The 26,692-nt window shown below is 57.5% G+C and carries 28 protein-coding genes; 14 read left to right on the plus strand and 14 right to left on the minus strand.

What is annotated here, in order from left to right; translation table 11 throughout:
- Positions 1 to 2: 2 nt before the first annotated feature.
- Positions 3 to 1,271, minus strand: coding sequence for a phosphoribosylamine--glycine ligase (gene purD / locus ACXADZ_RS10825; protein ID WP_475196229.1), 1,269 nt, complete (start codon positions 1,269 to 1,271; stop codon positions 3 to 5).
- Positions 1,272 to 1,346: 75 nt separating this feature from the next.
- On the opposite strand from purD, the gene xseA reads away from it, so the two are divergent.
- Positions 1,347 to 2,831, plus strand: coding sequence for an exodeoxyribonuclease VII large subunit (xseA, locus tag ACXADZ_RS10830; protein WP_475196230.1), 1,485 nt, complete (start codon positions 1,347 to 1,349; stop codon positions 2,829 to 2,831).
- Between the two features lie 70 nt (positions 2,832 to 2,901).
- Here xseA and ACXADZ_RS10835 read toward each other — a convergent pair whose 3' ends face one another.
- The gene (locus tag ACXADZ_RS10835; protein WP_475198561.1) at positions 2,902 to 3,282 is read right to left on the minus strand and encodes a hypothetical protein; all 381 of its coding nucleotides are present in this window, start codon (positions 3,280 to 3,282) and stop codon (positions 2,902 to 2,904) included.
- 155 nt (positions 3,283 to 3,437) lie between these two features.
- On the opposite strand from ACXADZ_RS10835, the gene ACXADZ_RS10840 reads away from it, so the two are divergent.
- The 5 genes from ACXADZ_RS10840 (at position 3,438) to ACXADZ_RS10860 (ending at position 7,673) form a co-directional block, all read left to right on the plus strand.
- Positions 3,438 to 4,076, plus strand: a complete 639-nt coding sequence (locus tag ACXADZ_RS10840; RefSeq protein WP_475196232.1) for a lysoplasmalogenase — start codon at positions 3,438 to 3,440, stop codon at positions 4,074 to 4,076.
- Positions 4,077 to 4,134: 58 nt separating this feature from the next.
- Positions 4,135 to 5,277 (plus strand): signal recognition particle-docking protein FtsY, encoded by a 1,143-nt coding sequence (gene ftsY / locus ACXADZ_RS10845; protein WP_475196235.1) that lies wholly within the window; start codon positions 4,135 to 4,137, stop codon positions 5,275 to 5,277.
- An 87-nt stretch (positions 5,278 to 5,364) separates the two neighbouring features.
- Positions 5,365 to 6,267, plus strand: a complete 903-nt coding sequence (locus ACXADZ_RS10850) for an EamA family transporter (RefSeq protein ID WP_171646774.1) — start codon at positions 5,365 to 5,367, stop codon at positions 6,265 to 6,267.
- A gap of 16 nt (positions 6,268 to 6,283) precedes the next feature.
- Positions 6,284 to 6,889 (plus strand): inner membrane-spanning protein YciB, encoded by a 606-nt coding sequence (locus ACXADZ_RS10855; protein ID WP_475196237.1) that lies wholly within the window; start codon positions 6,284 to 6,286, stop codon positions 6,887 to 6,889.
- 115 nt (positions 6,890 to 7,004) lie between these two features.
- Positions 7,005 to 7,673, plus strand: a complete 669-nt coding sequence (locus ACXADZ_RS10860) for a Crp/Fnr family transcriptional regulator (protein ID WP_475196239.1) — start codon at positions 7,005 to 7,007, stop codon at positions 7,671 to 7,673.
- Positions 7,674 to 7,893: 220 nt separating this feature from the next.
- Here the strand turns inward: ACXADZ_RS10860 and ACXADZ_RS10865 are convergent, their stop codons facing one another.
- The 6 genes from ACXADZ_RS10865 to rpiA form a co-directional block, all read right to left on the minus strand.
- Positions 7,894 to 9,384 carry a Do family serine endopeptidase gene (locus tag ACXADZ_RS10865; protein WP_475196241.1) on the minus strand — a complete coding sequence of 497 codons (1,491 nt, stop codon included), beginning with the start codon at positions 9,382 to 9,384 and terminating at the stop codon, positions 7,894 to 7,896.
- A 131-nt stretch (positions 9,385 to 9,515) separates the two neighbouring features.
- Complete coding sequence (locus ACXADZ_RS10870) at positions 9,516 to 9,710, minus strand: DUF2065 domain-containing protein (RefSeq protein ID WP_171182673.1); 195 nt, start codon at positions 9,708 to 9,710, stop codon at positions 9,516 to 9,518.
- Complete coding sequence (gene hflC / locus ACXADZ_RS10875; RefSeq protein WP_171105184.1) at positions 9,710 to 10,588, minus strand: protease modulator HflC; 879 nt, start codon at positions 10,586 to 10,588, stop codon at positions 9,710 to 9,712. Before hflC ends, ACXADZ_RS10870 begins: the two co-directional genes overlap by 1 nt.
- A complete protein-coding gene (gene hflK / locus ACXADZ_RS10880; protein ID WP_171182671.1) occupies positions 10,588 to 11,733 on the minus strand; it encodes an FtsH protease activity modulator HflK in 1,146 nt (381 codons plus the stop codon). Before hflK ends, hflC begins: the two co-directional genes overlap by 1 nt.
- Before the next feature lie 72 nt (positions 11,734 to 11,805).
- Positions 11,806 to 13,164 carry a glutathione-disulfide reductase gene (gene gor, locus ACXADZ_RS10885; RefSeq protein ID WP_475196245.1) on the minus strand — a complete coding sequence of 453 codons (1,359 nt, stop codon included), beginning with the start codon at positions 13,162 to 13,164 and terminating at the stop codon, positions 11,806 to 11,808.
- 126 nt (positions 13,165 to 13,290) lie between these two features.
- Positions 13,291 to 14,079 carry a ribose-5-phosphate isomerase RpiA gene (rpiA, locus tag ACXADZ_RS10890; RefSeq protein WP_171089315.1) on the minus strand — a complete coding sequence of 263 codons (789 nt, stop codon included), beginning with the start codon at positions 14,077 to 14,079 and terminating at the stop codon, positions 13,291 to 13,293.
- A gap of 167 nt (positions 14,080 to 14,246) precedes the next feature.
- On the opposite strand from rpiA, the gene ACXADZ_RS10895 reads away from it, so the two are divergent.
- The 4 genes from ACXADZ_RS10895 to ACXADZ_RS10910 are packed head-to-tail and all read left to right on the plus strand — an operon-like array spanning position 14,247 to position 17,721.
- Positions 14,247 to 14,948, plus strand: a complete 702-nt coding sequence (locus ACXADZ_RS10895; protein WP_475196250.1) for a glutathione S-transferase family protein — start codon at positions 14,247 to 14,249, stop codon at positions 14,946 to 14,948.
- A gap of 1 nt (position 14,949) precedes the next feature.
- Positions 14,950 to 16,323 (plus strand): L-serine ammonia-lyase, encoded by a 1,374-nt coding sequence (locus ACXADZ_RS10900; RefSeq protein WP_475196252.1) that lies wholly within the window; start codon positions 14,950 to 14,952, stop codon positions 16,321 to 16,323.
- 21 nt (positions 16,324 to 16,344) lie between these two features.
- Positions 16,345 to 16,761 (plus strand): GFA family protein, encoded by a 417-nt coding sequence (locus ACXADZ_RS10905; protein WP_171669621.1) that lies wholly within the window; start codon positions 16,345 to 16,347, stop codon positions 16,759 to 16,761.
- A 45-nt stretch (positions 16,762 to 16,806) separates the two neighbouring features.
- A complete protein-coding gene (locus ACXADZ_RS10910) occupies positions 16,807 to 17,721 on the plus strand; it encodes a DMT family transporter (RefSeq protein ID WP_475196255.1) in 915 nt (304 codons plus the stop codon).
- Here the strand turns inward: ACXADZ_RS10910 and ACXADZ_RS10915 are convergent.
- Positions 17,666 to 18,373: a thiamine diphosphokinase gene (locus tag ACXADZ_RS10915; RefSeq protein WP_475196257.1), complete on the minus strand. Its 708-nt coding sequence runs from the start codon at positions 18,371 to 18,373 to the stop codon at positions 17,666 to 17,668. The two genes, ACXADZ_RS10910 and ACXADZ_RS10915, sit on opposite strands and share 56 nt — an antisense overlap.
- Positions 18,374 to 18,496: 123 nt before the next feature.
- Between ACXADZ_RS10915 and ACXADZ_RS10920 the strand changes: the two genes are divergently transcribed.
- Together ACXADZ_RS10920 and ACXADZ_RS10925 are read left to right on the plus strand one after the other, a co-directional pair.
- Complete coding sequence (locus tag ACXADZ_RS10920) at positions 18,497 to 20,239, plus strand: hypothetical protein (protein WP_475196259.1); 1,743 nt, start codon at positions 18,497 to 18,499, stop codon at positions 20,237 to 20,239.
- Positions 20,240 to 20,423: 184 nt separating this feature from the next.
- Positions 20,424 to 20,996 carry an N-acetyltransferase family protein gene (locus ACXADZ_RS10925; protein WP_475196261.1) on the plus strand — a complete coding sequence of 191 codons (573 nt, stop codon included), beginning with the start codon at positions 20,424 to 20,426 and terminating at the stop codon, positions 20,994 to 20,996.
- Here the strand turns inward: ACXADZ_RS10925 and ACXADZ_RS10930 are convergent.
- The 5 genes from ACXADZ_RS10930 to nthA all read right to left on the minus strand — a co-directional run bounded on the left by ACXADZ_RS10930 (position 20,987) and on the right by nthA (position 24,357).
- Positions 20,987 to 21,223: a DUF2842 domain-containing protein gene (locus tag ACXADZ_RS10930; protein WP_171089298.1), complete on the minus strand. Its 237-nt coding sequence runs from the start codon at positions 21,221 to 21,223 to the stop codon at positions 20,987 to 20,989. The two genes, ACXADZ_RS10925 and ACXADZ_RS10930, sit on opposite strands and share 10 nt — an antisense overlap.
- Entirely contained in the window at positions 21,223 to 22,518 is a 1,296-nt protein-coding gene (locus tag ACXADZ_RS10935) for an adenylosuccinate synthase (protein WP_171669627.1), read from the minus strand. The genes ACXADZ_RS10930 and ACXADZ_RS10935 overlap by 1 nt, the downstream gene beginning before the upstream one ends.
- A 224-nt stretch (positions 22,519 to 22,742) precedes the next feature.
- Entirely contained in the window at positions 22,743 to 23,072 is a 330-nt protein-coding gene (locus tag ACXADZ_RS10940) for a nitrile hydratase accessory protein (protein ID WP_475196266.1), read from the minus strand.
- Entirely contained in the window at positions 23,069 to 23,746 is a 678-nt protein-coding gene (gene nthB, locus ACXADZ_RS10945; RefSeq protein WP_475196269.1) for a nitrile hydratase subunit beta, read from the minus strand. The genes ACXADZ_RS10940 and nthB overlap by 4 nt, the downstream gene beginning before the upstream one ends.
- The gene (gene nthA / locus ACXADZ_RS10950; protein ID WP_475196272.1) at positions 23,743 to 24,357 is read right to left on the minus strand and encodes a nitrile hydratase subunit alpha; all 615 of its coding nucleotides are present in this window, start codon (positions 24,355 to 24,357) and stop codon (positions 23,743 to 23,745) included. Before nthA ends, nthB begins: the two co-directional genes overlap by 4 nt.
- A 151-nt stretch (positions 24,358 to 24,508) precedes the next feature.
- Between nthA and secG the strand changes: the two genes are divergently transcribed.
- Both secG and ACXADZ_RS10960 read left to right on the plus strand, forming a co-directional pair.
- The gene (gene secG, locus ACXADZ_RS10955) at positions 24,509 to 24,874 is read left to right on the plus strand and encodes a preprotein translocase subunit SecG (RefSeq protein WP_171174800.1); all 366 of its coding nucleotides are present in this window, start codon (positions 24,509 to 24,511) and stop codon (positions 24,872 to 24,874) included.
- A 160-nt stretch (positions 24,875 to 25,034) separates the two neighbouring features.
- The gene (locus ACXADZ_RS10960; RefSeq protein WP_475196275.1) at positions 25,035 to 26,678 is read left to right on the plus strand and encodes a CTP synthase; all 1,644 of its coding nucleotides are present in this window, start codon (positions 25,035 to 25,037) and stop codon (positions 26,676 to 26,678) included.
- Positions 26,679 to 26,692: the final 14 nt, after the last annotated feature.

The following is a 26,692-nucleotide window of genomic DNA, read 5'->3' on the forward strand; positions in this document are numbered from 1 at the left end:
GATCAACCATCCAAAGCACGCCACCCGATATCGCGCCGGTAAAATCCTTCGGGCCATTCCACCCCATCAACCATCTGGTACGCCCGGTCCCGCGCCTCTTGCAACGAGTCTCCACGCGCCGTTACGTTCAACACACGCCCACCTGCGGCCTGCACCTGACCCTCGACAGCCTTGGTCCCCGCATGGAACACCATGTTGCTGCTGTCCTCGGGCAAGGCGTTCAACCCCTTGATGACTGAACCCTTTTCATAGGAACCTGGATAGCCCTTGGCCGCCATGACAACCGTCATCGCGTGATCATCCGCCCAATTCACTCGCATCTCGCCCAGTCGCCCCTCGGCAGCGGCATGCATCAAATCCATCGCCTGCGCACCAAGGCGCATCATCAGCACCTGACATTCAGGATCGCCAAAACGCACATTGTATTCCACCAGACGCGGCTGACCGTCCTTGATCATCAACCCAGCGTAGAGAACCCCCTGAAACGGCGTACCCCGACGCTTCATCTCGGCAATGGTCGGCCGCACAATTTCTTCCATCGCACGTGCTTCAACCTCTGCACTCAACACCGGTGCGGGAGAATACGCACCCATACCGCCCGTGTTCAGCCCGGTATCGCCCTCACCAACCCGTTTGTGGTCCTGAGCAGTCCCTATGGATAAGATGTCCTCACCATCACACAGAACAAAAAGCGAGGCTTCCTCGCCTTCCATGAACTCTTCGATGACAACTTCCGCGCCGGCACCGCCAAAAGCGCCGCCGAACATGTCGTCAATTGCGTCCAGTGCGGTCTGTTCGTCCATCGCGACGATCACGCCTTTGCCTGCAGCCAGACCGTCAGCCTTCACCACAATCGGCGCGCCTTGGTCGCGGATATAGGCCTTGGCAGGCTCGGCTTCGGTGAACCTGGCATAAGCTGCTGTGGGGGCTTTGGCTGCGTCGCAGATTTCCTTGGTGAAGCTTTTCGACGCTTCCAGCTTCGCCGCCTCGGCGGAGGGACCAAAAACCAGAACTCCGGCCTCGCACAAGCGATCAGCCACGCCAGCCGCCAAAGGTGCCTCGGGCCCGACAATCACAAAATCAATCGCGTTTTCTTCGGCAAAGCTGACTACAGCCCCGCCATTTTCAATATCCAGCGCCGCACAATCCGCGATTTGAGCGATCCCGGCATTGCCCGGAGCCACGATCAGACGGTCGCATTTTGGGTTTTGCAACACCGCCCAGGCGAGACTGTGTTCGCGCCCGCCGCTGCCGAGAATGAGGATGTTCATGAATGCTCTCCGATCTGCTTGGCCTTGCCTGCGCGGCGTTCTAAGCTGGCCCGGCATTTGAAACAAGGCGCTGAAATGTCCGATCTGCTCGATGACCCGATTCCGGGCCAAAATACCCCCGAATACACCGTTTCCGAGATCTCGGGAGAGGTGAAACGGACGCTCGAAGGCTCTTTCGGGCAAATCCGAGTGCGGGGTGAGGTCGGGCGCGTGTTCAAAGCGCGTTCGGGGCATTTGTACTATGACATCAAAGAGGACCGGAACGTTCTGGCCTGCACCACATGGAAAGGACAGATTTCCGGCCTTTCTGTTGTGCCGGAAGAAGGGTTGGAGGTTGTCGTCACGGGCCGCCTGACCGCATTTGGTGCGCAATCGAAATACAATCTGAATGTCGATGAGGTATCCGTCGCCGGTCAAGGCGCGCTGATGGCGTTGCTGGAAAAGCGCAAGAAACAACTTGAGGCCGAAGGTTTGTTCGCGGCAGAGCGAAAGAAGCCGCTGCCCTACCTGCCGCAGATCATTGGTGTCGTGACATCGCCTTCGGGTGCCGTGATCCGCGATATTCTGCACCGACTAAGGGATCGGTTCCCGCGCAAGGTGCTGATCTGGCCCGTAGCCGTTCAAGGTGCGAACTGTGCGCCCGAAGTGGCCCGTGCAATTGAAGGGTTCAACCAATTGACGCCTGGCGGAGCCTTGCCCCGCCCCGACTTGATCATCGTAGCCCGCGGTGGCGGGTCTATCGAAGACCTCTGGGGCTTTAACGAAGAGGTCGTCGCCCGCGCCGCAGCTGCATCAGAAATTCCGCTGATTTCAGCCGTCGGGCACGAAACCGATACAACGCTGATCGACTTTGTCTCGGATCGCCGCGCGCCCACACCCACTGCCGCAGCAGAGCTTGCCGTGCCGGTCCGCATGGAGCTGCTTGCATGGACCGGAGAGCAAGGTGCGCGGCTATCCCGTGCGGCAACGGATGCAGTTCAACGCCGAACGCAAAGGCTGCGCGATCTGTCCCGCGCCTTGCCGCGCCCAGACAGCTTGTTGAACTCCCCACGCCAACGTCTTGATTTGATTGCGGATCGCCTGACACCCGCCTTGACCCGCGGCGTGCAAAACCGCCGTCTGCAAGTTGTCGAACTGTCCGCCCACCTACGCCCCTCGACCCTACGTGGTTTGGTAACAACACGTCAGGAATCGCTGCGAAACCTGTCGTCGCGCCTGTCTCTGCGCCCGATTCAGCGCGAAATCGACCAGCAGCGGCAGAGCCTTGCCCGGCTCAACGATCGAATGAACACCGCTCAGACCACGCGTCTGGAACGCCTTCAGCAACAACTTGAGGCCACCGACCGCCTACGCGAAACGCTCAGTTACAAAGCAACTTTGGAACGGGGATATGCGGTCGTCCGTGCGGACGGTGACGTGATCACCACCAAAGCCCAGGCGGCCACACATGCGGCGCTTGAGATCGAGTTCGCAGATGGCGTTCTGAGCACTGGCACAGCCGCAAAACCGACGCCCAAAAAACCCAAACCGGACGCCCCGGATCAGGGATCACTGTTCTAATTGATACTGACAGTCTGCGGAGCAAAACATCATGAAATTAAAAAGTTATGAGGTGTTGCGCTTGCTTTGATCAAACGCCAACCTCTGGCCCGTAACACAACATTTCCTCGCCTAGTTCTTCGGCCTCATACAGCTCTGTCGCCTCTGGGTTGCCTTCAAACTGCGCAACCAGCCCGCCGCCAGATTGCGTAAAAACCCAGCATTGAGGGTCGAGCCTGTCTTCGTAGACAAAGCAGATCTGCTCGTCCCGCTGATACCAGACACCTTCCTTGCAATTGCCATCCAGAAAAGACCAGATCACACGCCGGTTCGGCAGATACCGCTCGACCCCGTAAACCTGCCCGTCGAACCCGTAGAACAAGGTTTTACCTTGCGTGTATCTGTCGAACTCCGTGCCAGATAAAGGCGTCTGGGCCGCAACGGTCTGCGCGGCAAAGCTTGCGAGAATCATCCAGTATCTAAGCATAAGTACATTCTGCCAGAAGCGCTTAAGCTGTGCCATTCACCCTTTGCCTGTGGGTTCATCACAGGACCCTTAACTCAACGTAAGCGCTTGATTTAAAATTCCACCTCGGATGAACTCGTTTGGAAACTGTCGGGGGACCCATGACCAACGTACTCTTTTGGATCGCTCTCGGCTGCGCCCTTGTCTATCTGCCGCTGACAGCGCGCCCGGCCTCGGCCTTGCGAACGGTATTCAAGACCACCTCGGTTGCCGCTTTGGCCGTTGCAGCCCTTGTACAAGGCGGGCCATGGTTACTTGTTGTTGCGCTCATTCTTTGTGCGACAGGCGATGCATTGTTGTCTCACGAAACGGATGCCACGTTTATGGTGGGGATTGCTTCCTTCGCTGGCGGACATCTGGCCTATATCGCGCTATTCCTGACCTATCCGACCAGTAACGCTGATCTGATTTGGAACGCGCCCGCGACGGTGTGGTCTCTGGTTATTCTGGGCATCGTCATGGCCACCTTGCTGGCGCCACGCGCGGCTGATCTGAAAGGCCCTGTTCTGGCCTACATACCCATCATCCTGGGAATGGGTATAGCTGTTATGGCACTGCCGGAAACAGGTGCATTGCGCTGGGCCTTTCCTGCCGCCATCGCCTTCATCGCGTCCGATCTGATCCTTGCGACCGAGAAATTTTTACTGCCTCCAAACCATCCGGCACTCAAGGCAACGCCCTATCTCGTCTGGCCCCTATACTGGGGCGCACAGCTTGGCTTTGTCCTTGCATTCGCGTGACCCTTTGCAACTGCCGCAAATCCGCATTAGGTGAAGGGAACACCTGCGGAGACACTACATGGCGTTTTTCTCAAAGCTAAAGGACAAGCTGTTCAAATCCTCCTCTCGTCTGGAAGAGGGGCTGGAAGCCATCGTCGAAGATGGCGGCGAGGAAACGGCCGCGCCTGACCCGGTGATCCCAGAACCACAGCCCAAACCGGAACCGGTCCCGGAAATCCCGGATCCAGCCCCGGCACCACTACCTACTGAACCGCCCGCCCCGATCCCCGCTGATCCAACTCCGGTCGCTCCTCCACCCGAAATCCATGAATCGAAGGGCATTCTGAACCGCCTGTTCAATCGCGGCGGCGGCACGACGGAAATGCGCCGCACCTTGGACGATGACATGCTGGAGCAACTCGAAGAGCTGCTGATCGCCTCCGACATGGGTGTCGACACGGCCTTGCGCGTCACCTCGAACATGGCCGAGGGGCGCTTTGGCCGCAAACTTTCAACACGTGAAATCAAGCAATTGCTGGCACAAGAGGTGGCCCGCGTGATGGAGCCGGTGGCCAAGCCCCTGCCGATCTATCCCAAACGCCCGCAAGTGGTGCTGGTCGTCGGGGTCAACGGCTCGGGCAAGACCACCACAATCGGTAAGCTAGCCAGCCAGTTCAAAGAAGCGGGCAAGAAAGTTGTCATCGCCGCCGGTGACACCTTCCGCGCCGCGGCCGTTGAACAACTGCAAGTCTGGGGCGATCGGGCCGGGGTTTCGGTGCTGACCGCGCCAGAAGGCTCGGACCCAGCGAGCCTGGCATTCGACGCCCTGACCCGCGCACAAGCCGAAGGTGCAGATCTACTAATGATCGACACCGCAGGCCGTTTGCAAAACCGTGCCGACCTGATGGAAGAGCTGGCCAAGATTGTCCGCGTCATCCGCAAAGTCGACGATACCGCCCCGCACAACACCCTGTTGGTCCTCGACGCAACAACAGGCCAGAACGCGCTTAGCCAGGTGGAAACCTTCCGCAAGCTGGCTGACGTCTCGGGCCTTGTCATGACCAAACTGGACGGCACCGCCAAAGGCGGCGTTCTGGTCGCTTTGGCGGACAAATTCGGCCTGCCCATCCACGCCATTGGTGTGGGCGAACAGATCGACGACCTCGCCCCCTTCGATCCCGAAGAATTCGCCGCCGCCCTGACCGGTCTCGACAAAGGCTAATCCGCTCCTTCATCTGGCTAAAAATACCTTCGGGGGTCTGGGGGTGGAAAACCCCCAGCCTCACCGCCCAGCAAAAGGTTGGCATCTTTGAGCAACTGGCTGATCTCATTGGAAGGAACCGAAGCGGGCCACCAACTTGCTCTCGGGTTGGCCCTGATGGCGGCTTTTCTTCATGCCGTGTTTGGGGCTCTGCAAAAGGGGCGCCATGATCCGTGGCTGTCTCGTGGGGCCATTGATGCCAGTTACTGCCTCATGGCCGCACCTTTCGCCCTTTTTGTTGTGCCCTGGCCCGAACCGCATATGTGGCCGATCTTCGCGCTCGTCTGGCTGATTCACATCGCGTACAAGACGCTTCAGGCCATGGCCTATACCAAAGGCTCCTACACAGTGGTCTATCCGGTTGTACGCGGTACTGGGCCACTCTTTACAGTCATCGGGGCTTATCTTCTGTTCGGAGAGACCTTTTCTGCCGTTCAATGGCTGGGCGTTGCGACCCTGCTGGCTGGTATCTTCGGGTTGGCTGCGTATAATTTCCGGTTTCTGGAAACCAATCGGGACACTCTGGGCATCGCGCTCACTCTGGCGATCATCACGGGCCTTTTTGTGGCCCTGTACACCACCTATGACGCCTACGGTATCCGCGCCACTGCCGACCCTTTCACCTTTCTGGCTTGGTTCTTCATGATCGATGGCGCGGCCATGCCTATCTACGCCTTCCTCAGGTGGCGTGCCATGATCGACCGCCCTGCCATTGGCCCTCTCATGCTGCGCGGTCTGGCGGGTGGAATTATTGCCCCTCTGTCATTTGGTGCGATCATGCTCGCCACCCGGCTGGACAAAGTGGGTGAGGCCGCCGTTCTTCGCGAAACCTCAACGGTCTTTGCGGCCCTGATCGGTTGGCTTGTGCTAAAGGAAACTGTAGGGCCCCGACGCATTGCCCTTATGGCATTGATTGCACTTGGCGCCGTAATAGTTGAAATGGGCGGGTAAACAGCAGGACGTACAGATGACAGCCAAAAAAGACATCAACCCGTTTTTGAAACAGGTGCTGGAACTTGGCCCCCCCTTGGCCTTCTTCTTCATCTACCTGCGTTTGCGTGACGACAGTTTTCTGATCGGTGGTATCGAGTATTCCGGCTTTATCGTTGCAACGATCATCTTTGTTCCCTTGATGCTCGGCGCGATGGGTATCTTGTGGTATCTGACCGGAAAACTCAGCCGAATGCAGATATTCACCGCCTTCATGGTCCTTTTCTTCGGTGGCCTCACCGCCTGGTTCAACGACGAGCGGTTCTTCAAGATGAAAACCACGCTGGTCTATGGTCTGTTTGCTTTGATCCTGGGCATTGGCCTGCTGCAAAAGAAATCTTATCTGGCCTATGTTCTGGAGGAACTGCTTCCGATGAAACAGGAAGGCTGGATGATCCTGACCCGCCGCTTGTGCGCCTGTTTTGCCATTCTGGCCGCCGCCAACGAATTTGTCTGGCGCACAATGTCGACGGACATGTGGGTCAAGATTGAGACCTTTGGCTTTCCCATAGCACTGATGGCCTTTTTGATGCTGCAATTCAGCATGTTGCAGCGCTACATGGAGGATCCGGAACAGAAATAATTCTCGTTGCGTCAGCCAGGTCTGCCGAAACAAACAAAATTCTTGGATAATGCGCCGAGCTATGTGAAGTTGTGTCACCACCCACACACTCTCCTTGCCCAAGATCGGTGCATACATGACGGCCTTTCCCAACAGCGGCTTCCTTTCTGAAGCCTCCGACGGGCTCAGAGAAATGCTTTCGGCCCAAGCGACCGAAATTTCCCTGACCCAAGGCGAAACACTTTTTGAACAAGGCGACGAGGGCGACGCGCTTTACGCCATATTGGACGGAACGCTGGAAGTGTCCTTTCTGGCCATGAGCGGACGCAAGCTGACCCTTACACTGATGCGTCCCGGCGAAGTCTTTGGCGAAATCGCCCTTTTCGACAACGGTCCCCGGACAGCAACCATTGCGGCGGCCGAAGCCTCGCGCGTTTTGCGAGTGCGCCGCAATGACGTCCTGAAACAGATCCGGCACTATCCTGATCTTGCAGAGGATTTAATCCGGCTGGCCGGATTGCGGATGCGGTACATGGGGTCTCAGTTGAACGAGCAGGTATTTTTGCCCATGCCCATTCGTCTTGCGCGAAGGCTGCTGCACCTGTCAGGTTTGCAGGACAACCCGTCCGAACGCATTACACTGTCGCAAAGCGAACTGGCCGAGTTTGTCGGGGCGACGCGCGAAGCGGTGTCCAAGACAATCTCAGGCTGGAAACGCGACAATGTTGTGGAAGCATCCCGCGGCGGACTGCTGATTCAGGACTTTGTGGCACTACGTGAGTTGGCCGAATCTGACCTGATCTGAGCGGATGTGATCTGGTTCACAGACCTGTTTCCAAACATAACCTAAGGTGAAGTTGTTACCGTAGGAGGTCAGAGAATCATCCCCGATATCTGTCCACTGACCTCTCCCTGTATCTGAGCCATACGCAATTTCTGCGTATGGCTCATTTTTTTTCAAATACTCTGCCCCTTAATCGGGTAGGCAAAGAAAAAGGCCGGGATTTTATCCCGGCCTCTTTCGTTTACTCTTCGAGGCTCAGCGCCACAAACCGCGGATCTCCGCCCCTGCGTACCAAGAGCAGCAAGGATTTCCTGCCGGCTTCGCGCGATTCTTCCATACGCTCTTCCAGATCACCGATGGTCTCAACTTTTTGCTGTCCTGCTTCGGTGATCAGATCACCGGCCCGCAACCCTTTGGCATAAGCTTCGGACGCCTGATCAACGTCGGAAACCACCAGACCTTCGGCATCTGCGTCCAGACCCAGATCCTCGCGCAGCGTGTCGGTCAGGGGCGAGATCGTCAGACCAAGAATATCCGCGTCCTCGTCGACCGGCGCCTCTTCAGGTTCCTGTTCGCCACTATCGGCACGCTCAGCATCTTCGCGACGCCCCAGTGTGACCAATACGGTCTGGGTTCCGCCGTCCCTATGCACGATGACACGCACAGATTTTCCAACTTCTGTTTCACCGACCTGACGCACCAGACCGCGCGTGTCTTCAACTTCAACGCCGTCAAAACTGGTGATCACATCACCCGCCTTCAAACCTGCTTCTTTTGCCGGACCTTCCGGGACATCACTGATCAGAGCACCGCCAGGCTTTTCAAGCCCCATTGCTTCTGCCATGTCCGGCGTCACGTCCTGAATACGCACGCCAAGCCATCCACGGCGCGTTTCCCCAAATTCACGCAATTGGTCGACAACTTTGACTACAACGTTGGACGCCATCGAAAATCCAATCCCGATTGACCCCCCGTTGGGAGACAGAATTGCCGTGTTCACGCCGATCACTTCGCCATCCATGTTGAACAAAGGACCACCCGAGTTACCTCGGTTGATCGCCGCATCGGTCTGAATGTAATCGTCATAGGATCCACTCAGCTCTCGATTACGGGCCGAAACGATCCCGGCGGAAACCGAAAAGCCCTGCCCCAGCGGGTTGCCCATGGCAATCACCCAATCGCCAACACGCGCAACGTCACTATCGCCGAAGGTCACGTATTTCAGCGGGCCCGACGCTTCGACCTTGAGCAATGCGATATCGGTCTTCTCATCCGTACCGATGACTTTGGCGACCAGTTCTTGCTTGGGCTGACCGTCGCCCGGGAAGAATTCCACAAGAATTTCATCGGCTTCGGCAATAACGTGATTGTTGGTGACGATAAATCCGTCTTCCGAAATCACAAAGCCCGAACCCAAAGCGTTGCTGCGGCGCGGCGCGTCGTCATCATCTCCGTTTCGGTCCTGAAACTCACGAAAGAAATCCTCAAACGGGGACCCTTCGGGAACAATCCCCTGTGGACCAGCCTGACTTTCGATCAGGGTACTTGTTGTGATGTTTACCACGGCCGGGCTGATCTTTTCCGCCAGCGGCGCAAGACTTTCACCCCGGGCCTGCACGGCAACTGTTTGCGCCAGCAAAAGCAGCATTCCGGCAAAAGCCAGCCACATCACCCGCATCCACTCACCCCTTTCGTCCCACCGGACGGACACACTGCGCGCTTTCGCCTGCACTTGAGCTCTCCTTGTCGACAGTCTTCCCCAGACCGCTAAGAAACAGTCTTGCTTATCGACCAATGTAGTCAGTTTGATCGGACGAGCAACTCAGGATCGCGGGGAATTCACTGCCAAGTGAAGGCATACCTTCAAAAACCCAACTGATACGCCCCCCAAAGCAGGATCAACCCACTTATGACGCAAAGCAGTCCCATCAACCGGCGCGCCTGTTCTGGCACTGAACGAAGCGCTTCGAGCATACGTTCAATAAGCGAAGGGGCCAGCGCATAGGCCAGCCCCTCGACAATAAGCACCAGCCCAAAGGCCAGAAGGATCATGCCCATTACTGGGTCGCCTGCCCTGTGGGCGATTTCAGGTAGTTGAAGAACTCGGAATCCGGGCTCAGCACCATCGAGCTGTTGCTGCCGCCCAGCGCGCGCTCATAGGCTGACAGCGAGCGATAGAACTCGAAGAACTCCGGGTCCTTGCCAAAGGCTTCGGCGAAGATTGCATTGCGCTCGGCGTCTGCTTCACCGCGAATGATCTCGGCTTCGCGGTTGGCGTCCGACACCAGTTCAACAACGGTCCGGTCGGCTTGCGCGCGCACACGCTGCGCGGCCTCGTTCCCTCGGGCGCGTTCGTCGGTCGCCTCACGTTCCCGTTCAGCCTTCATCCGGTCGAAAGTGGCCTCAAGGTTCGCCTGTGGCAGGTCGGTTGCCTTGAGACGCACGTCGATCACGTTGACACCCAGCGCGCGCGCTTCGGCTATCGCGCTGTTACGGATGCGCAGCATCAACGCCGCACGGTCTGAACTGAGGATGTCACGCGAGGACACCGAACCCAGAACTTCCCGCGTTTCCGCGCGCAGGATACGATCCAGACGGTCTTCGGCGACAGGAACGCCACCAACACCAACAGCCTGACGGAACTGCTCCAGATCAGAAATCCGGTAACGTGCGAACGCATCGACCACCAGACGACGGTCATCCAGAGGTGTTACCTCAAGCGGTTGAACGTCGATGGAAAGGATACGGTCGTCGTAGCGAACCACTTCCTGGATCAGAGGAATCTTGAAAGCCAGACCGGGCTCTTCCTTCACAGCCACAACGCGGCCGAATTGCAGCACCAACGCGCGTTCGCGCTCGTCCACGATAAAGATCGAGGACAGACCAACTACGCCCAGAATGGCAATGACGATAAGGATAATAGGCGACTTACGCATCAGTTGCTCTCCGCAGGTTGGTTGCGACGCAGTTCGTTCAACGGCAGATAGGGTACGACGCCCTGCCCCTGACCGGTCGAGTTCTCGTCCAAGATGATCTTGTCGACATCACCCAGAACCTGCTCCATCCGCTCCAGGTACAGACGCTTGCGGGTCACATCCGGCGCTTTAGAGTATTCTTCCAGAACCGCGCTGAAACGGCTCGCCTCACCCTGTGCACTGTTGATCTGCTGGGCGCGATACGCTTCGGCCTCTTCCAGTACCTGCGCGGCTTCACCACGGGCTTCCGCCAAAACGCGGTTTGCATAGGCGTCGGCCACATTTTGCAGACGGTCACGTTCCTGCGCAGCGGCCTGAACGTCACGGAATGCGGCAATCACATCCTGCGGCGGGTCCGCCTTGTCAAAGTTCACACGGACGATGTTCACGCCGGAATCATAGCTATCCATTGTTGCCTGAATCAGTTCCTGTAACCGGTCGGCAATAACACCACGATCCCGGTTCAGGATTGGAGCCAATTCGCTTTGCGCGATGATCTCGCGCATCGCCGATTCCGAAACCGCGCGGATCGTTTGGCGCGGGTCGCGCAGATTGAACAGGAACTTGGCCGGGTCGTTGATGTTCCAAACGACCTGATAGTCGATGTCGACCACGTTTTCGTCGCCGGTCAGCATCAGTCCATCGTCGCTGCCACGGGCACCGCCCATGTCTTCGTTCTGTTCGCGCGTAACCGGAATGACCTCGGCTGTAACAAAAGGCCACGGCGCGAAGTTCAGACCAGGATTTCCAACAGCGGAAAACTCGCCCAGAAACAGCTCAACGGACTGTTCTTCCGGCTTAACCGTGTAGAAACTTGCCGCAGCCCAAAGGCCAACAGCCACCAAGCCACCAATAATAACGGTGCCTTTGGTAAAGATCGGTCCGCCACCGCCTGAACCCTGACCATTGCTGCCACGGCCACCGCCGCCGCGACCGCCCATCAGGACGCGCAGCTGCTCCTGGCCTTTTTTCATCAGCTCGTCGATCTCGGGGATCTGCGGGCCGTCGCCTTCGGGTGGCTTGCGCCCGTCCCCGTTATTTCCCCGATTTCCTCCACCACCGGAAGAGCCTCCGCCCCCCCAGGGGCCACCGCTGTTGCCCGCCATATGTATATGTTCCCTTGTGTTTGACCGTGTGATCACGGCGTCCTTTGTAACTTGTGTGCGCGCGGTTGCAAATCAAGCCGTGCGCACAGGTTGCCGCATTGTCACCAGTTCTTCGGCCATCACCGGATGCACGGCGACAGTACGGTCAAAATCCTCTTTGGTCGCGCCCATCTTTACGGCGATGCCTGCAAGCTGGATCATCTCACCCGCACCGGGGGCGACAATGTGGCAACCCAGTACTTTTCGTGTGGCCTGGCTGACCAACAGCTTCATCAAAACCCGCTGCGTTCCGCCAGCGAATGACTTTTGCATCGGCTTGAACGACGTGGCATAGACTTCGATCGGTTCTTGCGCCGCCGCTTCTTCTTCGCTGAGGCCAACCGTGCCAAATTCCGGCTGCGTAAAGATCGCGGTTGGGATCAGTTCATGATCCACAGGTGTCGGATTACCTTTGAACACGGTTTCGACAAACGCCATTCCCTCGCGGATCGCAACGGGCGTCAGGTTCACCCGGTCCGTAACGTCGCCAATGGCATAGATCGAAGGCACGGCGGTCTGGCTGAATTCATTTACAACGATTTCACCCTTGCGGCCGCGCTCAACGCCCAAGTCCTCCAGCCCCAGATTATCCGCATTTGGCGTACGACCGGTGGCATACATGACAACGTCAAAGCGATCTTCGGTACCATCGGTTGCCTTGACACGGATCTGGTCCCCGTCTTGGGTCATTTCCAGCACATTTGTGCCCAGACGGACGTCGATGCCGTTTTGGCGCATCTCTTCACAGATCAGCCCCCGCGCCTCTTCATCAAAGCCGCGCAGGATTTGCGCGCCGCGATAGAATTGCGTGGTCTTGACGCCCAGCCCGTTCATGATCCCGGCGAATTCGCTGGCGATATAGCCACCTCCGACGATCAGAATACTCTGGGGCAGCTTATCCAGATGGAAAATCTCGTTCGAAGTGATCGCCAGGTCTGATCCCGGGAAATCAGGCACGACCGGACGGCCACCCGTGGCGATCAGGATGTGCTTGGCGGTTTTACGGGTACCGTCGGTCAACTCGACCGTGTGCGCATCCACCAAACGCGCGCGCTGATCAAAGCTTTCAACCCCATTGTTTTTCAGGATGTTACGATAGATCCCTTCCAGCCGATCCAGCTCCGTCACCAACTTGTCGTGAAAGGTGTTCCAGTTGAACGCACCAGGCTGAATGTCCCAACCATAAGCCTGCGCATCGCCGACCATACCCGAATATTCGCTGGCAAAGACCATCAGTTTCTTGGGCACACAGCCCCGGATCACACAGGTCCCGCCATAGCGGTCTTCTTCGGCAAGTGCGACTTTGGCTCCGGTCTCACCCGCTGCCACGCGCGCTGCGCGGACCCCGCCCGAGCCTCCGCCGATGACAAAAAGATCATAGTCAAAGCTCATGCCGGTTTCCTTCGTTCAACTTGCAAAAATTCTCTGGATATCTGGGCGCGAAAACCCCGGTGCCAACCCCCGGGCACTGAAATTTCGAACATTCACTGGCGCTTGTCGGGGATAAGGGCATTAAAGTCAGTCCGAAACATCGGAAAACAGGTTGTCACGAGAGCCCCCAAGCAACTGATCCAGTTGGATGGTCCCTGCATTTATATCCCTCAATTCGACACGACCGTCACCGTGGCCAATCACGACTTTGTCACAGATATCGATGAACAAGCCGTTTTCGACGACACCCGGCACCTGATTGAGGATCAGCGCCATCTGGCGCGGATTGCCGATGCGCTGCAGATGAAGGTCCAGAATATGATTTCCCTCATCCGTTACAAACGGGGCCTCGCCGTTCATACGCAGCACTGATGTCGTCCCGAGAACATCCATGGCATCCAGTGCCTCTTCGATCAGGGTGCGTGTGGTTTGCCATCCGAACGGAACGACTTCGACCGGCAAAGGGAAAGCCCCCAACGTTTCGACCTCTTTGCCGGAATCAGCGATGACGATCATCTGGTCGCTGGCAGTCGCTACGATCTTTTCCTGCAAATGCGCGCCACCGCCGCCCTTGATCAGGTTCAAGTCGCTGTCAAACTCGTCTGCTCCATCGATTGTCAGGTCCAGCCATCCGGCCTGGTCCAACGAAATCACCTCAATCCCGACTTCTCGGGCAAGTTGCGCGGTTCGTGTTGACGTTGGCACACCCTTGATCCGCAAGCCGTCCTGCTGAACCCTCTCGCCCAGGCGTCTCACCAGCCATGCAGCTGTGGAACCCGTGCCCAGGCCGACGCGCATTCCGTCCTCGACCATCTCGGCCGCGCGGCGCGCAGCCACGAATTTCGCAGTGTCAATAGGCGAAAGATCTCCGGTCATGGCAGCTGTCCTAAATTGGCTTGCCCGAGTTATAGGGAATGCGCAGCGTAACTGCGACCCCAATTCGCGGTGCGGCGAACCCAAAGATGGCTCGGGACTACGCGTTTCCTATCGGAAACGTCGCAATCATGTCTTACAAGTTCATCTTAGAGCTATAAGTTGCCGCCATGTTGACGCCCTACCGCCTGCACTATGCCCCTGATAACGCCTCGCTGGTGATCCGTCTGGCGCTGGAGGAGATGGGCGTGCCCTATGAAACCGTTCTGGTGGATCGCCGCCGCAACGAACAGGACAGTGCCGCATACCGTGTCTTGAACCCCAACGGGTTGATCCCGGTGCTGGAAACACCCCAAGGGCCGATCTTTGAAACCGCGGCGATCCTGCTGTGGCTGTCCGAGCATCACGGACAGCTTGCACCTGCGCCGGGTGACACAGCGCGTGCGGACTTTCTGAAGTGGTTGTTTTTTGCGTCCAATACGTTGCACGCGGACCTGCGCATCCTCTTTTACGCTGAGAAATACATCGACCCATCACAGGCCGACACATTGCGGACTGGCATTCGCCCGCGTCTGAGGCGCCACCTGCAACTGTTGGATACTGTAGCAAAACGCGCGCCGGACTGGTTCTGCGCTGACCAACCATCGGTGCTGACTTATTACGTTGCGTGCATGATGCGCTGGATGGCGCTGTACCCCGCTCAGGCAGACCGCAGTTGGTACCAGCTGGCCGATACACCTTGTCTGCAAACAATGCTGGCGCACCTTGAAACACGCCCCGCGACCCGTTCGGCCATAGCCGCAGAAGGACTTGGGGCCACCCCGTTCACATCCCCTGTTCACGCCAACCCTCCAGAAGGCTCAGCTATCTGATATGTTCCTCTCTGTCTTCGATATGTTCAAAGTGGGCATCGGCCCGTCCTCATCTCATACCATGGGCCCCATGGTCGCTGCCGCGCGCTTTCTGGACATGATGCGCGCGTCGCCGTTTGAGTTTTCCGGCCTCAAGGGGTCATTGCACGGCTCGCTGGCATTTACCGGCGTCGGCCACGCGACCGACCGGGCAACCATCCTTGGCCTGGCCGGGTTTGTGCCCGACACGTATGACAATGACAAAGCCGAGGCTGCGCTTGCTGCCATTGCCGATACGCATACCGTGTCGCCCGAAGGTCTGCCGACACTGACGTTCGACCCGAAAACCGATCTGGTCTTTGACTACGACAACAACCTGCCCGGGCATGCCAACGGGATGATCCTGATGGCAACGGATGCGCAGGGCGACGTGATCCTGAGGCAGGTATTCTATTCCATCGGTGGCGGCTTTGTTCTGACCGAAGAGGAACTGGCCGAAGGCAAAGCCACCGAAGAAGGCGACCCGGTCCCCTACCCGTTCAAATCGGCAGCCGAGATGCTGGAAATGGCAAAGTCCAGCGGCAAATCCATCGCCGAAATGAAGCGCGCCAACGAAATCGCGCGCGGCTGCGCGGATAGTTTTGCCAAGGGCTCAGCCCGCCTTTGGCAGGTGATGAACGACTGTATCGAGCGCGGCCTGCGGACCGATGGCATTCTGCCCGGCGGCCTGAGTGTGCGTCGCCGTGCCAAAGGCATCTATGACGCACTTATGGCCGAGCGCGGGATGAACCTGACCGCACCACACACAATCAACGACTGGATGAGCGTTTACGCGATGGCGGTCAACGAAGAAAATGCGGCCGGTGGGCAGGTTGTCACGGCCCCAACCAACGGCGCGGCGGGTGTGCTGCCTGCAGTGCTGCGGTATTACCTCGACCACGTGCCCGGGGCCTCGGAAAGCCATATCGAAGATTTCTTGCTGACCGCAGCTGCCATCGGCGGGCTGGTCAAGTTCAATGCTTCGATTTCAGGCGCTGAAGCCGGATGTCAGGCCGAAGTGGGCAGCGCCTCGGCGATGGCTGCAGCCGGGCTTTGCGCTGTTATGGGCGGCACACCAGAGCAGGTGGAAAACGCAGCCGAGATCGCGCTGGAGCATCATCTGGGCATGACCTGCGATCCCGTCGCTGGTCTGGTTCAAGTACCCTGTATCGAGCGTAACGGGTTGGGTGCCATCAAGGCAGTCTCTGCAGCGTCGCTCGCGCTGCGAGGCGATGGTCAGCATTTTGTGCCTTTGGATTCGGCGATTGAAACCATGCGACAAACCGGGCTTGATATGCACGAGAGGTACAAAGAAACTTCGCTGGGCGGGTTGGCTGTAAACATCCCGAACTGTTGAGGTCGGAAAGGAGTCGGCAGGATGCGCGGACATTGCCTGTGCGGAAAAATCAAATACGAGGTCGACTCTCCTGCTCTGTCATGTGTGACATGCCATTGCGACAGTTGCCGCCGCCAATGCGCAGCTCCGATGACAACCTATTTCGCGGTTCGCGACGGGCAATGGCGTTGGACCGGGGAAGAACCTAAGCGTTTCAACTCCTCACCCGGAGTTGAGCGCAGCTTTTGCCCGCATTGCGGCACACCGATCTCGTTCCGTTCGGCCAAGATGTCTGATGTACTGCATCTGTACGTGGCGACATTAGAGACACCAGAAGCGCTGCAACCAACACTTCATGTCTCTCATGAGGAAAAGCTGAGCTGGCTGCGCTTTGATGACGACTTACCAACCTGCGTTGGGCCAGATTACACCAAGGTTCAGCCTCTGCCGAAAGCCTGATGTCGGACCTTTCCACTCTTTCGCGAAACGGCTAGCGTCGCAGGCATGACTCAGGATCGTCCCGTCTTTGGCATTATTTTGATGCTTGGTTTCTGCGTGCTTGCGCCATTGGGTGATTCAATGGCCAAGCTGTTGGGCGAGACGACTCCGTTGGGATTGCTGGTTACAGTCCGCTTTGCCGTGCAAGCCTTGATCCTGATCCCGCTGGTTGCCTTGACCGGACGGCCATGGCGTATGCGCGGGCGTATTCTGCGCCTGACTGTGATCCGCACATTTCTGCATATCGTCGGCATCACGGCAATGTTTAGCGCGCTTCAGTTCCTACCACTGGCGGATGCTATCGCAATCGCTTTTGTCATGCCGTTCATCATGCTGTTGTTAGGAAAATACGTGCTGGGCGAAGAAGTTGGTGCCCGCCGTCTGATAGCCTGCATCGTCGGATTTATCGGCACACTTCTGGTCATCCAACCCAGCTTTGCCGAGGTCGGTGCTCCTGCATTATTGCCCCTGATTGTTGCGGTTGTCTTTGCCCTGTTCATGCTGGTCACGCGGCAGATCGCCAAAGAGACCGACCCTGTGTCGTTACAGGCGGTATCAGGCGTTCTTGCGACTCTGGTATTGGCCCCGGTTCTGGTGATCGGAACATATCTGGATGTGTGGGAGATTTCTGCGACCCTGCCAGCCCCGGACATGTACTGGCTTTTGCTGGCGATCGGGGTCTTGGGCACTGTCGCCCATCTGCTGATGACCTGGTCGTTGCGCTATGCGCCTTCGGCCACGTTGGCCCCGATGCAATATCTGGAAATTCCCGTTGCAACCCTGATCGGCTGGGTCATCTTCAGCGACTTGCCGGACGGGCTTGCAGCGATTGGCATTTTGATAACCATCGCCGCGGGCCTCTATGTCATTCTGCGCGAGCGGGCCAGCGCCCGGTCTGCCCCGACAGAAACACCTGCATAAGCCGATCCAGCGCGGAGTGCGGGATCATGACCAAAAGCCCCGGCCCATCCATCTGCAACTCAACCTCGGCCAGCGCCCGGTTGGAAGTGCCCACCTGACCGTTTGGCTCAAACTCCAACCCTTCGATTGGCCATTCCAGCCCGGTGCTGCGTCCTGTAACCGGGCACATTGGAAACAGCGAAACGACATCTCCGGGGTCAACGGGCAGGTGAATACGCGGCGGCGCGTGAAAGACCACCTCATGCTCACCCAATAGAATGCACGCCTGATCCTGCCGCCTGACCAAAGTATTCAAAACAGCCAGTTGATGATCCAGCCGCCCACCCAGAAACCCCACCCCTAGAACCAATGGGGTCTGCACACTACGCAGGGCTTTGTCGAAGTCTGTGCTGTCTTGTTCGCGGACCGGAAATAGACGCTCGGGCGGTATTTTCGCTTTTTCCACTGCGTCTAGCGAATCGAAATCACCTATGACCGCATCCGGGATCTGACCTGATTCTGTTAGAACAGCCGCACCACCATCGGCAGCTACAAGGGATTTGACGCGATTCAGCACCAGATTCAGGTCTTCTGCGCCGACAAATCCCCCGCCAAACAGTCCAATTGGATCCGTTGAGCGTACAATTGGCTCATTTTTCACAAGATTGGCCATTTTTCCCGGATTTGGACACATTAAGACCACAAAATGATAGGTTCATGCGAAGAGTTCCGAGCCAGTGTGTGCTCCCGTTTCCGGGTAAGCTGGCTCTCGTAGTTTGTAAAGGACGTGCGTCTGATGGTACAGAATAACAAGGTATTGACCGTTTCTTATGGAACCTTCTCCTGCACTTTGGAAGGATTTGACGATTCCTTTGAGACGATGAAAGCCATCGCCGAGTATTTTCGTGACCTCGCTGCGGATGACCGCTATTTCGGCTCTGAACCCCCTCAACCTGATGCCGAAATGCTGACCCGCATTGCCCGGCGCGATGCGTCGCAGCGGGTGGAAGCGAGCCAGAACGAATCCGGACTGCTGCTGCGCGCCACGCAGACACCCGAAGCCACGTACCAAGAACCGGTTTCGCACACCGCCGCTCCGCCTGTTGCACCCGCGCCTACTCACCAACAGCCGACACCAACCGCGTTTTCCGAGGTGGAACCCGTCAAAGATACTCCTCCTCCGGCAGCTGACAGCATCGCGTCTAAGCTGCAGCGTATTCGCGCGGTCGTCTCTCATTCGGACGTTCCCCCTTCAGCTTACTCCGAAGATGAAGACACATCTTTGCTGGCAGGCTCCACCCCCCAGGTGGACGCAGTCGCCGCAGCTTTTGAGGCCGGTGCGCTGAGCGCTGAAGACTTTGAAAAGCCCGCTGCTCCAGTGGCCGAAGAATCACTGGCACCTGCTGTGGAAGAGTTCGAGCCCGAAGAAACAGACGACTTGACCGTCGATGTAACGGCGGAGGCACAAGAGACTGAAGACAAAGACGAAGTCGAAACCGTCGAAACCGTCGAAACCGTCGAAACCGTCGAAACCGTCGAAACAGAAGCCCCAACGAGTGACGCTGACAACCTGCACGTGCCCATGACCCCCGAGCACGTGCAGGTCGACAGCCTCGAAGACGCCCCCGAAATGCAGCAACTTCCTGCCGAACCGCTTTTCGCGGATCTGGAAGATGACGTAGCAGACGAGGTCGAAGAAGAGGACGTTCCGAACATCCTGAATGTAGAGGACGTGGCGATTGAAACTTCGGATGAAGCATCCCAGGACTCACAGGACGATCAAACCCATGGTTTGTTGACGGCCGAATATGAAGAGAACCTGCTGAGCGAGATTTCCGAGATCGAGTCAGAGTTCTCTGAGCGTTCTGGCCAAAAACTGGCGGATGACGCCGATCCGGATCAGGATGTCCAGCGTTTGATGGCCAAAACCGGCGAACATATGGATGATCCGTCCAGTAGCGATGCGCGCGAAACCTATTCGCACCTGCGTACAGCTGTCGCTGCGACCGAGGCAGAGCTGGATGACGCAGACACTGCATCCGCAAAGGCCGACGAATACCGTGGCGACTTGGAATTTGTGGTCAGCCCCCGCCGCCCCGAAGTGAAGGTGACCAGTGCGCGTCCGGAAGCAGATGCTCCGGCCCCGCTAAAACTGGTGGCTGAACAGCGCGTTGACGATCAGAGCGAACCGACCGGCCCCGTGATGCCCCGTCGCGTCACCACTGAAATGGAAGACAGCGGTTCGGAAGAAGGCGGCTTTGCCCAGTTTGCACAGGATCAGGGCGCTCAATCACTGCCTGACCTTCTGGAAGCGGCCGCAGCTTATCTGTCCTTTATTGAAGGTCAGGAACAGTTCTCGCGCCCGCAACTGATGAACAAAGTCCGCTCTTTGAAGCAGGATGAGTTCAATCGCGAAGAAAGCCTGCGTTCATTCGGTCAGTTGCTGCGCGACGGCAAAATCGAGAAAGCCGGCGGTGGCCGTTTTGCGGCCTCCAATCTGATCGGCTTCCGCCCGGATGATGAACGCGCAGTGGGCTGACTGACGCGCCTATAGACAAGCAGGGCCGGGTAAATCCCGGCCCTTTTTTTTGCGAACTCAACTTTGCAAGGTGCACCGTTATTCAGGCAGCGCGTCAAAACGGTTTATGCTGCAGCGCAGAATTATGGTATAGTCTCACGGTAAAACTCTCGTCACGAGATCCGTTTCAGACTGAGGCAGTGCTATGCAAGACATCGTAATTCGCCGACTTCGAAGACATGATCACGCATTAATTTCAAGCCATTTCAACAGCTTGGATGAGGACGTATTGCTTTCGCGCTTTGGCACACCTGTTCAGCCGCAGGGGGTGCAAGACTACCTGTCCAATATGTTTGCCGACGCAGCATTTGTTTTCGGAGCTTTCCCGGATTCTTGTCTACGCGGCGTGGGAGAATTACGTCTGATACCTGACCACAAATACCATGTCGCCGAAGCGGCATTTACTGTTGAAAAAGCTTGGCAAGATCAGGGGATTGGAGATGCTTTGCTATCCCGACTTATTACGATCGCTCAAAACCGAGGGATCAGAGAAGTCCATATGTTATGCCTTGCGACCAATCAGAAAATGAGACGCCTGGCCGCAAAGCACAATGCAGAGCTAACCCTTGTACCGGGTCAAGTCGAGGCGACCCTGACCACCCCATGGCCCACCCCTTTCAGCATGGCCAAAGAAATCACAAGTGAGTACCGCGCGTTTGCACGCGCAATTCTCAGTTGGCCAAACCAGACACAGGCTTCTCAAGATGCTCAGGACTGATCCGGGTCTTCTTTCCCGACGCCGCGAAAAACGAACTTGAACGGCAAAGCCCAAAGAACGCCAAGTACGACATAGACCAGAAGTTCGACCCAGATCGGAGGGCGATCCAGCCAGTTTACAACTGTGACCACCGCCACAATGTAAAGCGGCAAGCCAATAACAAGGATCACCAGAGACCACCGCCGACGCGCCTTGTAACTCAGTCCCGGTTTCTTTTCTTCGGCCATCAGTCAGCAAACGGGTCTGTCACCAAAATGGTGTCGTCCCGCTCCGGGCTGGTGGACAAAAGCGCCACTGGGCATTCAATCAGTTCTTCCACACGACGTACGTATTTGATCGCGTTAGCTGGCAGATCGGCCCAGCTGCGCGCGCCTTCCGTCGATTCGCTCCACCCCGGCATTTCTTCATAAATGGGGGTGCACCGTGCTTGTTGATCGGCCGCGGTGGGCAGATAGTCCAGCCGTTCGCCATCCAGCTCATATCCGGTGCAGATTTTCAGCGTTTCAAACCCATCCAAAACATCCAGCTTTGTCAGAGAGATGCCGTTCACGCCGCTGGTCGCGCAGGTCTGGCGCACCAGACAGGCGTCGAACCAGCCGCAGCGACGTTTGCGGCCTGTCACCGTTCCAAATTCGTGACCCCGGGTTCCAAGGCGATGGCCGTCGTCGTCGTCCAGCTCTGTTGGGAACGGACCTTCGCCGACGCGGGTGGTGTAGGCCTTGACGATCCCCAGAACAAAATCAACCGAGCCAGGCCCGATTCCCACACCAGTGGCGGCCTGCCCGGCGATCACATTGGACGAGGTCACAAATGGATAGGTTCCGAAATCGATGTCCAACAGAGCACCTTGCGCCCCTTCGAACAAAATGCGTTTGCCCGCCTTGCGTTTTTCGTTCAGCACTTTCCAGACCGGAGCGGCAAAGGGAAGGATTTCCTGCGCGATCTCTTTTAGTTGTGCGATCAGGGCGTCCCTGTCGACAGGCTCAATGCCCAGACCTTTGCGCAACGGATCATGGTGCTGCAACGCACGATCCACCCGGGCCTCAAGCGTTGCCTCATCCGCCAGGTCAGCCACACGGACCGAACGGCGCCCGACCTTGTCTTCATAGGCAGGGCCAATCCCGCGACCGGTGGTTCCGATCTTTGTGCCTTTACTGGCTGCTTCTTCACGCGCACGGTCCAGTTCACCATGGATTGGCAGGATCAATGGCGTATTCTCGGCAATCATCAATGTCTCGGGCGTGATCTCAACGCCCTGCTGACGGATCGAGGCAATCTCGTTTACCAGATGCCAGGGGTCCAATACGACACCGTTGCCAATGACACTCAGTTTACCGCCGCGCACAACCCCCGACGGAAGGGCATTCAACTTGTAGACCTCACCATCGATCACCAGCGTATGACCGGCATTATGCCCGCCCTGAAAACGCGCGATCACGTCCGCCCGTTCGCTGAGCCAGTCGACAATCTTGCCTTTTCCTTCGTCGCCCCATTGAGCGCCGACAACAACCACGTTGGCCATATCCGGTCCTTTTCGTGCTGAGTAATCAAACTCGGCTCATATAGCCGGGCACAAACGGCAGGGAAACCGATATTTCGCCGCAGATTGAAATCGCGCAAATGCGCGATGCATCCGGCAGAGGTATTTGGGGCCAGATGAAGACGGATCCCCCGCTTCATCTGGCTAGAAATACCTCGGGGGAGTCGCCCGGAACGGGCGGCGGGGGCAGAGCCCCCGATCAATGGTCAACGCAAATGCACCGGATGCCCGTGGGGTGTCGTCAGATAAGCCTCTTCCCACGCCCGGTGCAGGTCAGACACATCCTGCGGCAGAGCAGCCCCCTGCTCGGCGAGCATGTCCTCAAGTGTTTCCAACCAAGCGTGAAAATAGTCGTCGCCACCATCCAGCTCCCGCGCAAGGCCATGACGCTTGAGTGTATTCGAAAACCGAGTCGCCCAGTCGGACCAACCGAACCGACCAGCCTCGTTCAGCGCAACGGTGACAGCAAAGACCTGAGCGTGCCAGGGTTCGGCAAAGACAGGTTCCGGGGCCGTATGGATGACGCATTCGCTCATGCCGGAACCAGATAGCTTTGCCACAAATCCAGCACCACTTCGTCTTTGGGATGTTCTGGGTTGATCCACAGTTCAGACGCCGGGAAGGCCACTGCGTATAGCGGTTCAGGGGCTTCGCCCAAACCATGGGCGTTTGCGTCGGGAAAAACGTGCGTCCCATGCAAACGCAGGATTTGCCCCTTGGCGCCAGATGCGTAGATCGGCAAACGCGTATGACCCCCATCCACAAGCCGGTTTGCAGCAGGTCGACTCGTGATGACTTCTTGCCCAACAAAGTACAGCACCGCGACGTTCGACGGTCTGTCCGCTGGTCCACCTTTGGCCAAAGCAGCAGAAACAGCTTCGGCTTTAAGCACTTCCTCGGTCAGCGGGTGTGCTCCCTCCTCACCGCCACCCCGCAGGTCATCCAAACTGAGAACACCTTTTTCAACCAGTAGGTCGGCCAGGCCGGAGATCCATTTTTCGTAATATGAAAATTGCGCGTAGTCTTTTGGAGACAGCCGCTCGCGCGCATGTCGCGACACATCGATGTTCCACTGCCCCAGAAACCCTGCGGCAAGAGTCACCGCCAATGCCCGAGCATGCCACTCTTCGGCAAAAACCGGCGCGCCCTCTGCTTCTGGATTAATCGGGCCATCTCCAAAACGGCCGCCCATGTCATGAACGCGGGTCATGAGGACACCATGGGAAGGCCGGTACCGATCATGCTGTCGCGTGTCACCAGCGCGGCAAGTTCGTCTTCGCTCATCCCGTCTGTGCCTTCAGGTCGCATGGGCAGAACGAGGTAGCGAATCTCGGCGGTCGAATCCCATACCCTCACAGATGTACCCTCGGGCAGAGTGACGCCGAATTCGGCTAGCACTTTACGCGGTTCGCGCACGGCGCGGGCACGGTAGGCGTCGGACTTATACCAGCCGGGCGGGATACCCAGCAATGGCCACGGGTAGCAACTGCACAAGGTGCAGACGACCATGTTGTGCTGGTCGGGTGAGTTCTCAACCACAACCATGTGCTCGCCTTGCCGACCGTAATAACCAAGATCCGCCACAACGGGTGTGGCATCTTCCAATAAAGCCGCCTTAAACACAGGATCGTTCCATGCTTTGGCAACAACCCGCGCGCCATTTTGCGGGCCAATCTTGTTTTGATACGTGTCGATGATTTCATCCAACGCAGCCGGATCGATCAGCCCTTTACGGGTCAGAATCGTTTCCAGCGCCTTGACGCGCAAAGCGGGTTCCGGTGGTAACAATGCGTGCGGGTGGTCGTGGTCGTCATGTGGCATAAGGCGCAGCCTGCGTCACGCATTGGTGTTCTGTCCAGTCCCGTTGCCGTGATATGATGTATCACGTGTGGTGATGTGAACTCCTGACTTGCCCCCGCGGACAAACTTGCATAAGTACCACGCGATACACGCCACGCTGTACAGGACCACCATGGAAAACGTCGTTCTCATCATCCACCTTCTGTTGGCCTTGGGCCTGATTGCCGTTGTTCTGATGCAGCGGTCCGAAGGCGGTGGCCTGGGCATGGGCGGCGGCGGTGGCGGCGCCATGACGGGTCGCGCAGCGGCAACCGCCTTGGGCAAGCTGACCTGGATCCTGGCGGCCTGCTTTATCGTGACCTCGATTACACTGACCATCCTCGCGGCTCAGAAATCCTCGGGCAGTTCGGTGATCGACCGTCTGGGCGTTCCGGCTCCGGCTTCCACCGAAGAAAGCACTCCGGCGATTCCGTCGGCAGATGATCTTCTGCCACCGGCACAGGGCGACAACGCGCCACTGATCCCGCAAGCGGACTGATCCACAAAACCTAGAAACCTGAAAGAGGACTGCAACAGCATCTTGCGGTTCTCTTGCGCTTTTGGCGCGAATCCTTTATACGTGAAGTCCCGTGATGCAGCGGTTTTTCGGAACCGTCGGGCAGCTGATTTTGACGTCTCACGGGAGCAGCCGAAAAACTATGGCGCGTTTTATTTTCATCACTGGTGGTGTGGTTTCGTCCTTGGGCAAAGGACTGGCTTCGGCGGCTTTGGGATCGCTGCTGCAAGCGCGGGGGTACTCCGTTCGCCTGCGCAAGCTGGACCCCTATCTGAATGTCGACCCCGGCACGATGTCGCCTTTTGAACACGGCGAGGTTTTTGTCACCGACGATGGGGCCGAAACCGATCTGGACCTTGGCCACTATGAACGCTTCACCGGCGTAGCAGCGCGGAAAACCAACTCGGTCAGTTCGGGGCGGATTTATTCGAATGTGCTCGAGAAAGAGCGCCGTGGCGATTACCTTGGCAAAACCATTCAGGTCATCCCGCACGTCACCAATGAGATCAAGGATTTCATCGCCATCGGCGAGGATGAGGTCGATTTTATGCTGTGTGAGATCGGCGGAACCGTCGGTGACATCGAGGGCCTGCCCTTTTTTGAAGCCATCCGTCAGTTCAGCCAAGACAAGCCGCGCGGCCAGTGTATCTTTATGCACCTCACATTGCTGCCCTACATCAAAGCGTCTGGTGAGTTGAAAACCAAGCCGACTCAGCACTCGGTGAAAGAGCTGCGGTCGATCGGTCTGGCACCCGATATTCTGGTCTGCCGGTCCGAAGGTCCGATTCCGACCAAAGAACGCGAGAAACTGGCGCTGTTCTGTAATGTCCGCCCCGACAGCGTGATTGCAGCTCAGGACCTGAGCACCATCTATGATGCACCGCTGGCCTATCACCGGGAAGGTCTGGATCAGGCGGTGCTGGACGCGTTCCAGATCAGCCCTGCCCCGAAACCGGATTTGGCCAAGTGGGAAGACGTCAGCGACCGCATCCACAATGCCGAAGGGGAGGTCAAAGTTGCCATCGTCGGCAAATACACTCAGCTTGAGGATGCCTATAAGTCGATCGCCGAGGCGCTGACCCATGGTGGCATGGCCAACCGGGTTAAGGTGAAAATCGAGTGGGTTGATGCCGAGGTGTTCGACACAGAAGACGCAGCCCCGCATCTGGAAGGCTTCCACGCGATCCTTGTCCCCGGCGGATTTGGCGAACGCGGCACCGAAGGCAAGATCAAGGCTGCTCAGTATGCGCGCGAACACAAGGTCCCCTATCTGGGCATTTGTTTGGGCATGCAGATGGCGGTGATCGAAGCGGCGCGGAATGCTGCTGGCATCACCGAGGCGGGTTCAGAGGAATTCGACCACGAGGCAGGGAAGAAACGTTTCGAGCCAGTCGTTTACCACCTGAAAGAGTGGGTACAGGGCAACCACAAGGTTGAACGCAAAGTCGGCGACGACAAAGGCGGCACCATGCGGTTGGGCGCGTACAACGCAGTTCTGGCCGAAGGATCCAAAGTTGCCGGCGTCTATGGCGGCACACAGATCGAGGAACGCCACCGTCACCGCTATGAGGTTGATATCAAGTATCGCGAACAGCTTGAGAAGGCGGGACTAAACTTTTCAGGCATGTCGCCGGACGGTCGTTTGCCCGAAATCGTGGAATGGTCAGATCATCCCTGGTTCATTGGCGTTCAATACCATCCGGAACTGAAGTCCAAGCCCTTTGACCCGCACCCACTGTTCCGCGATTTTGTGCGCGCTGCAAAAGACACCTCGCGTCTGGTGTAACCCCCCGCTGTGTC

The organism is Ruegeria sp. ABM4_193, assembly GCF_056158705.1.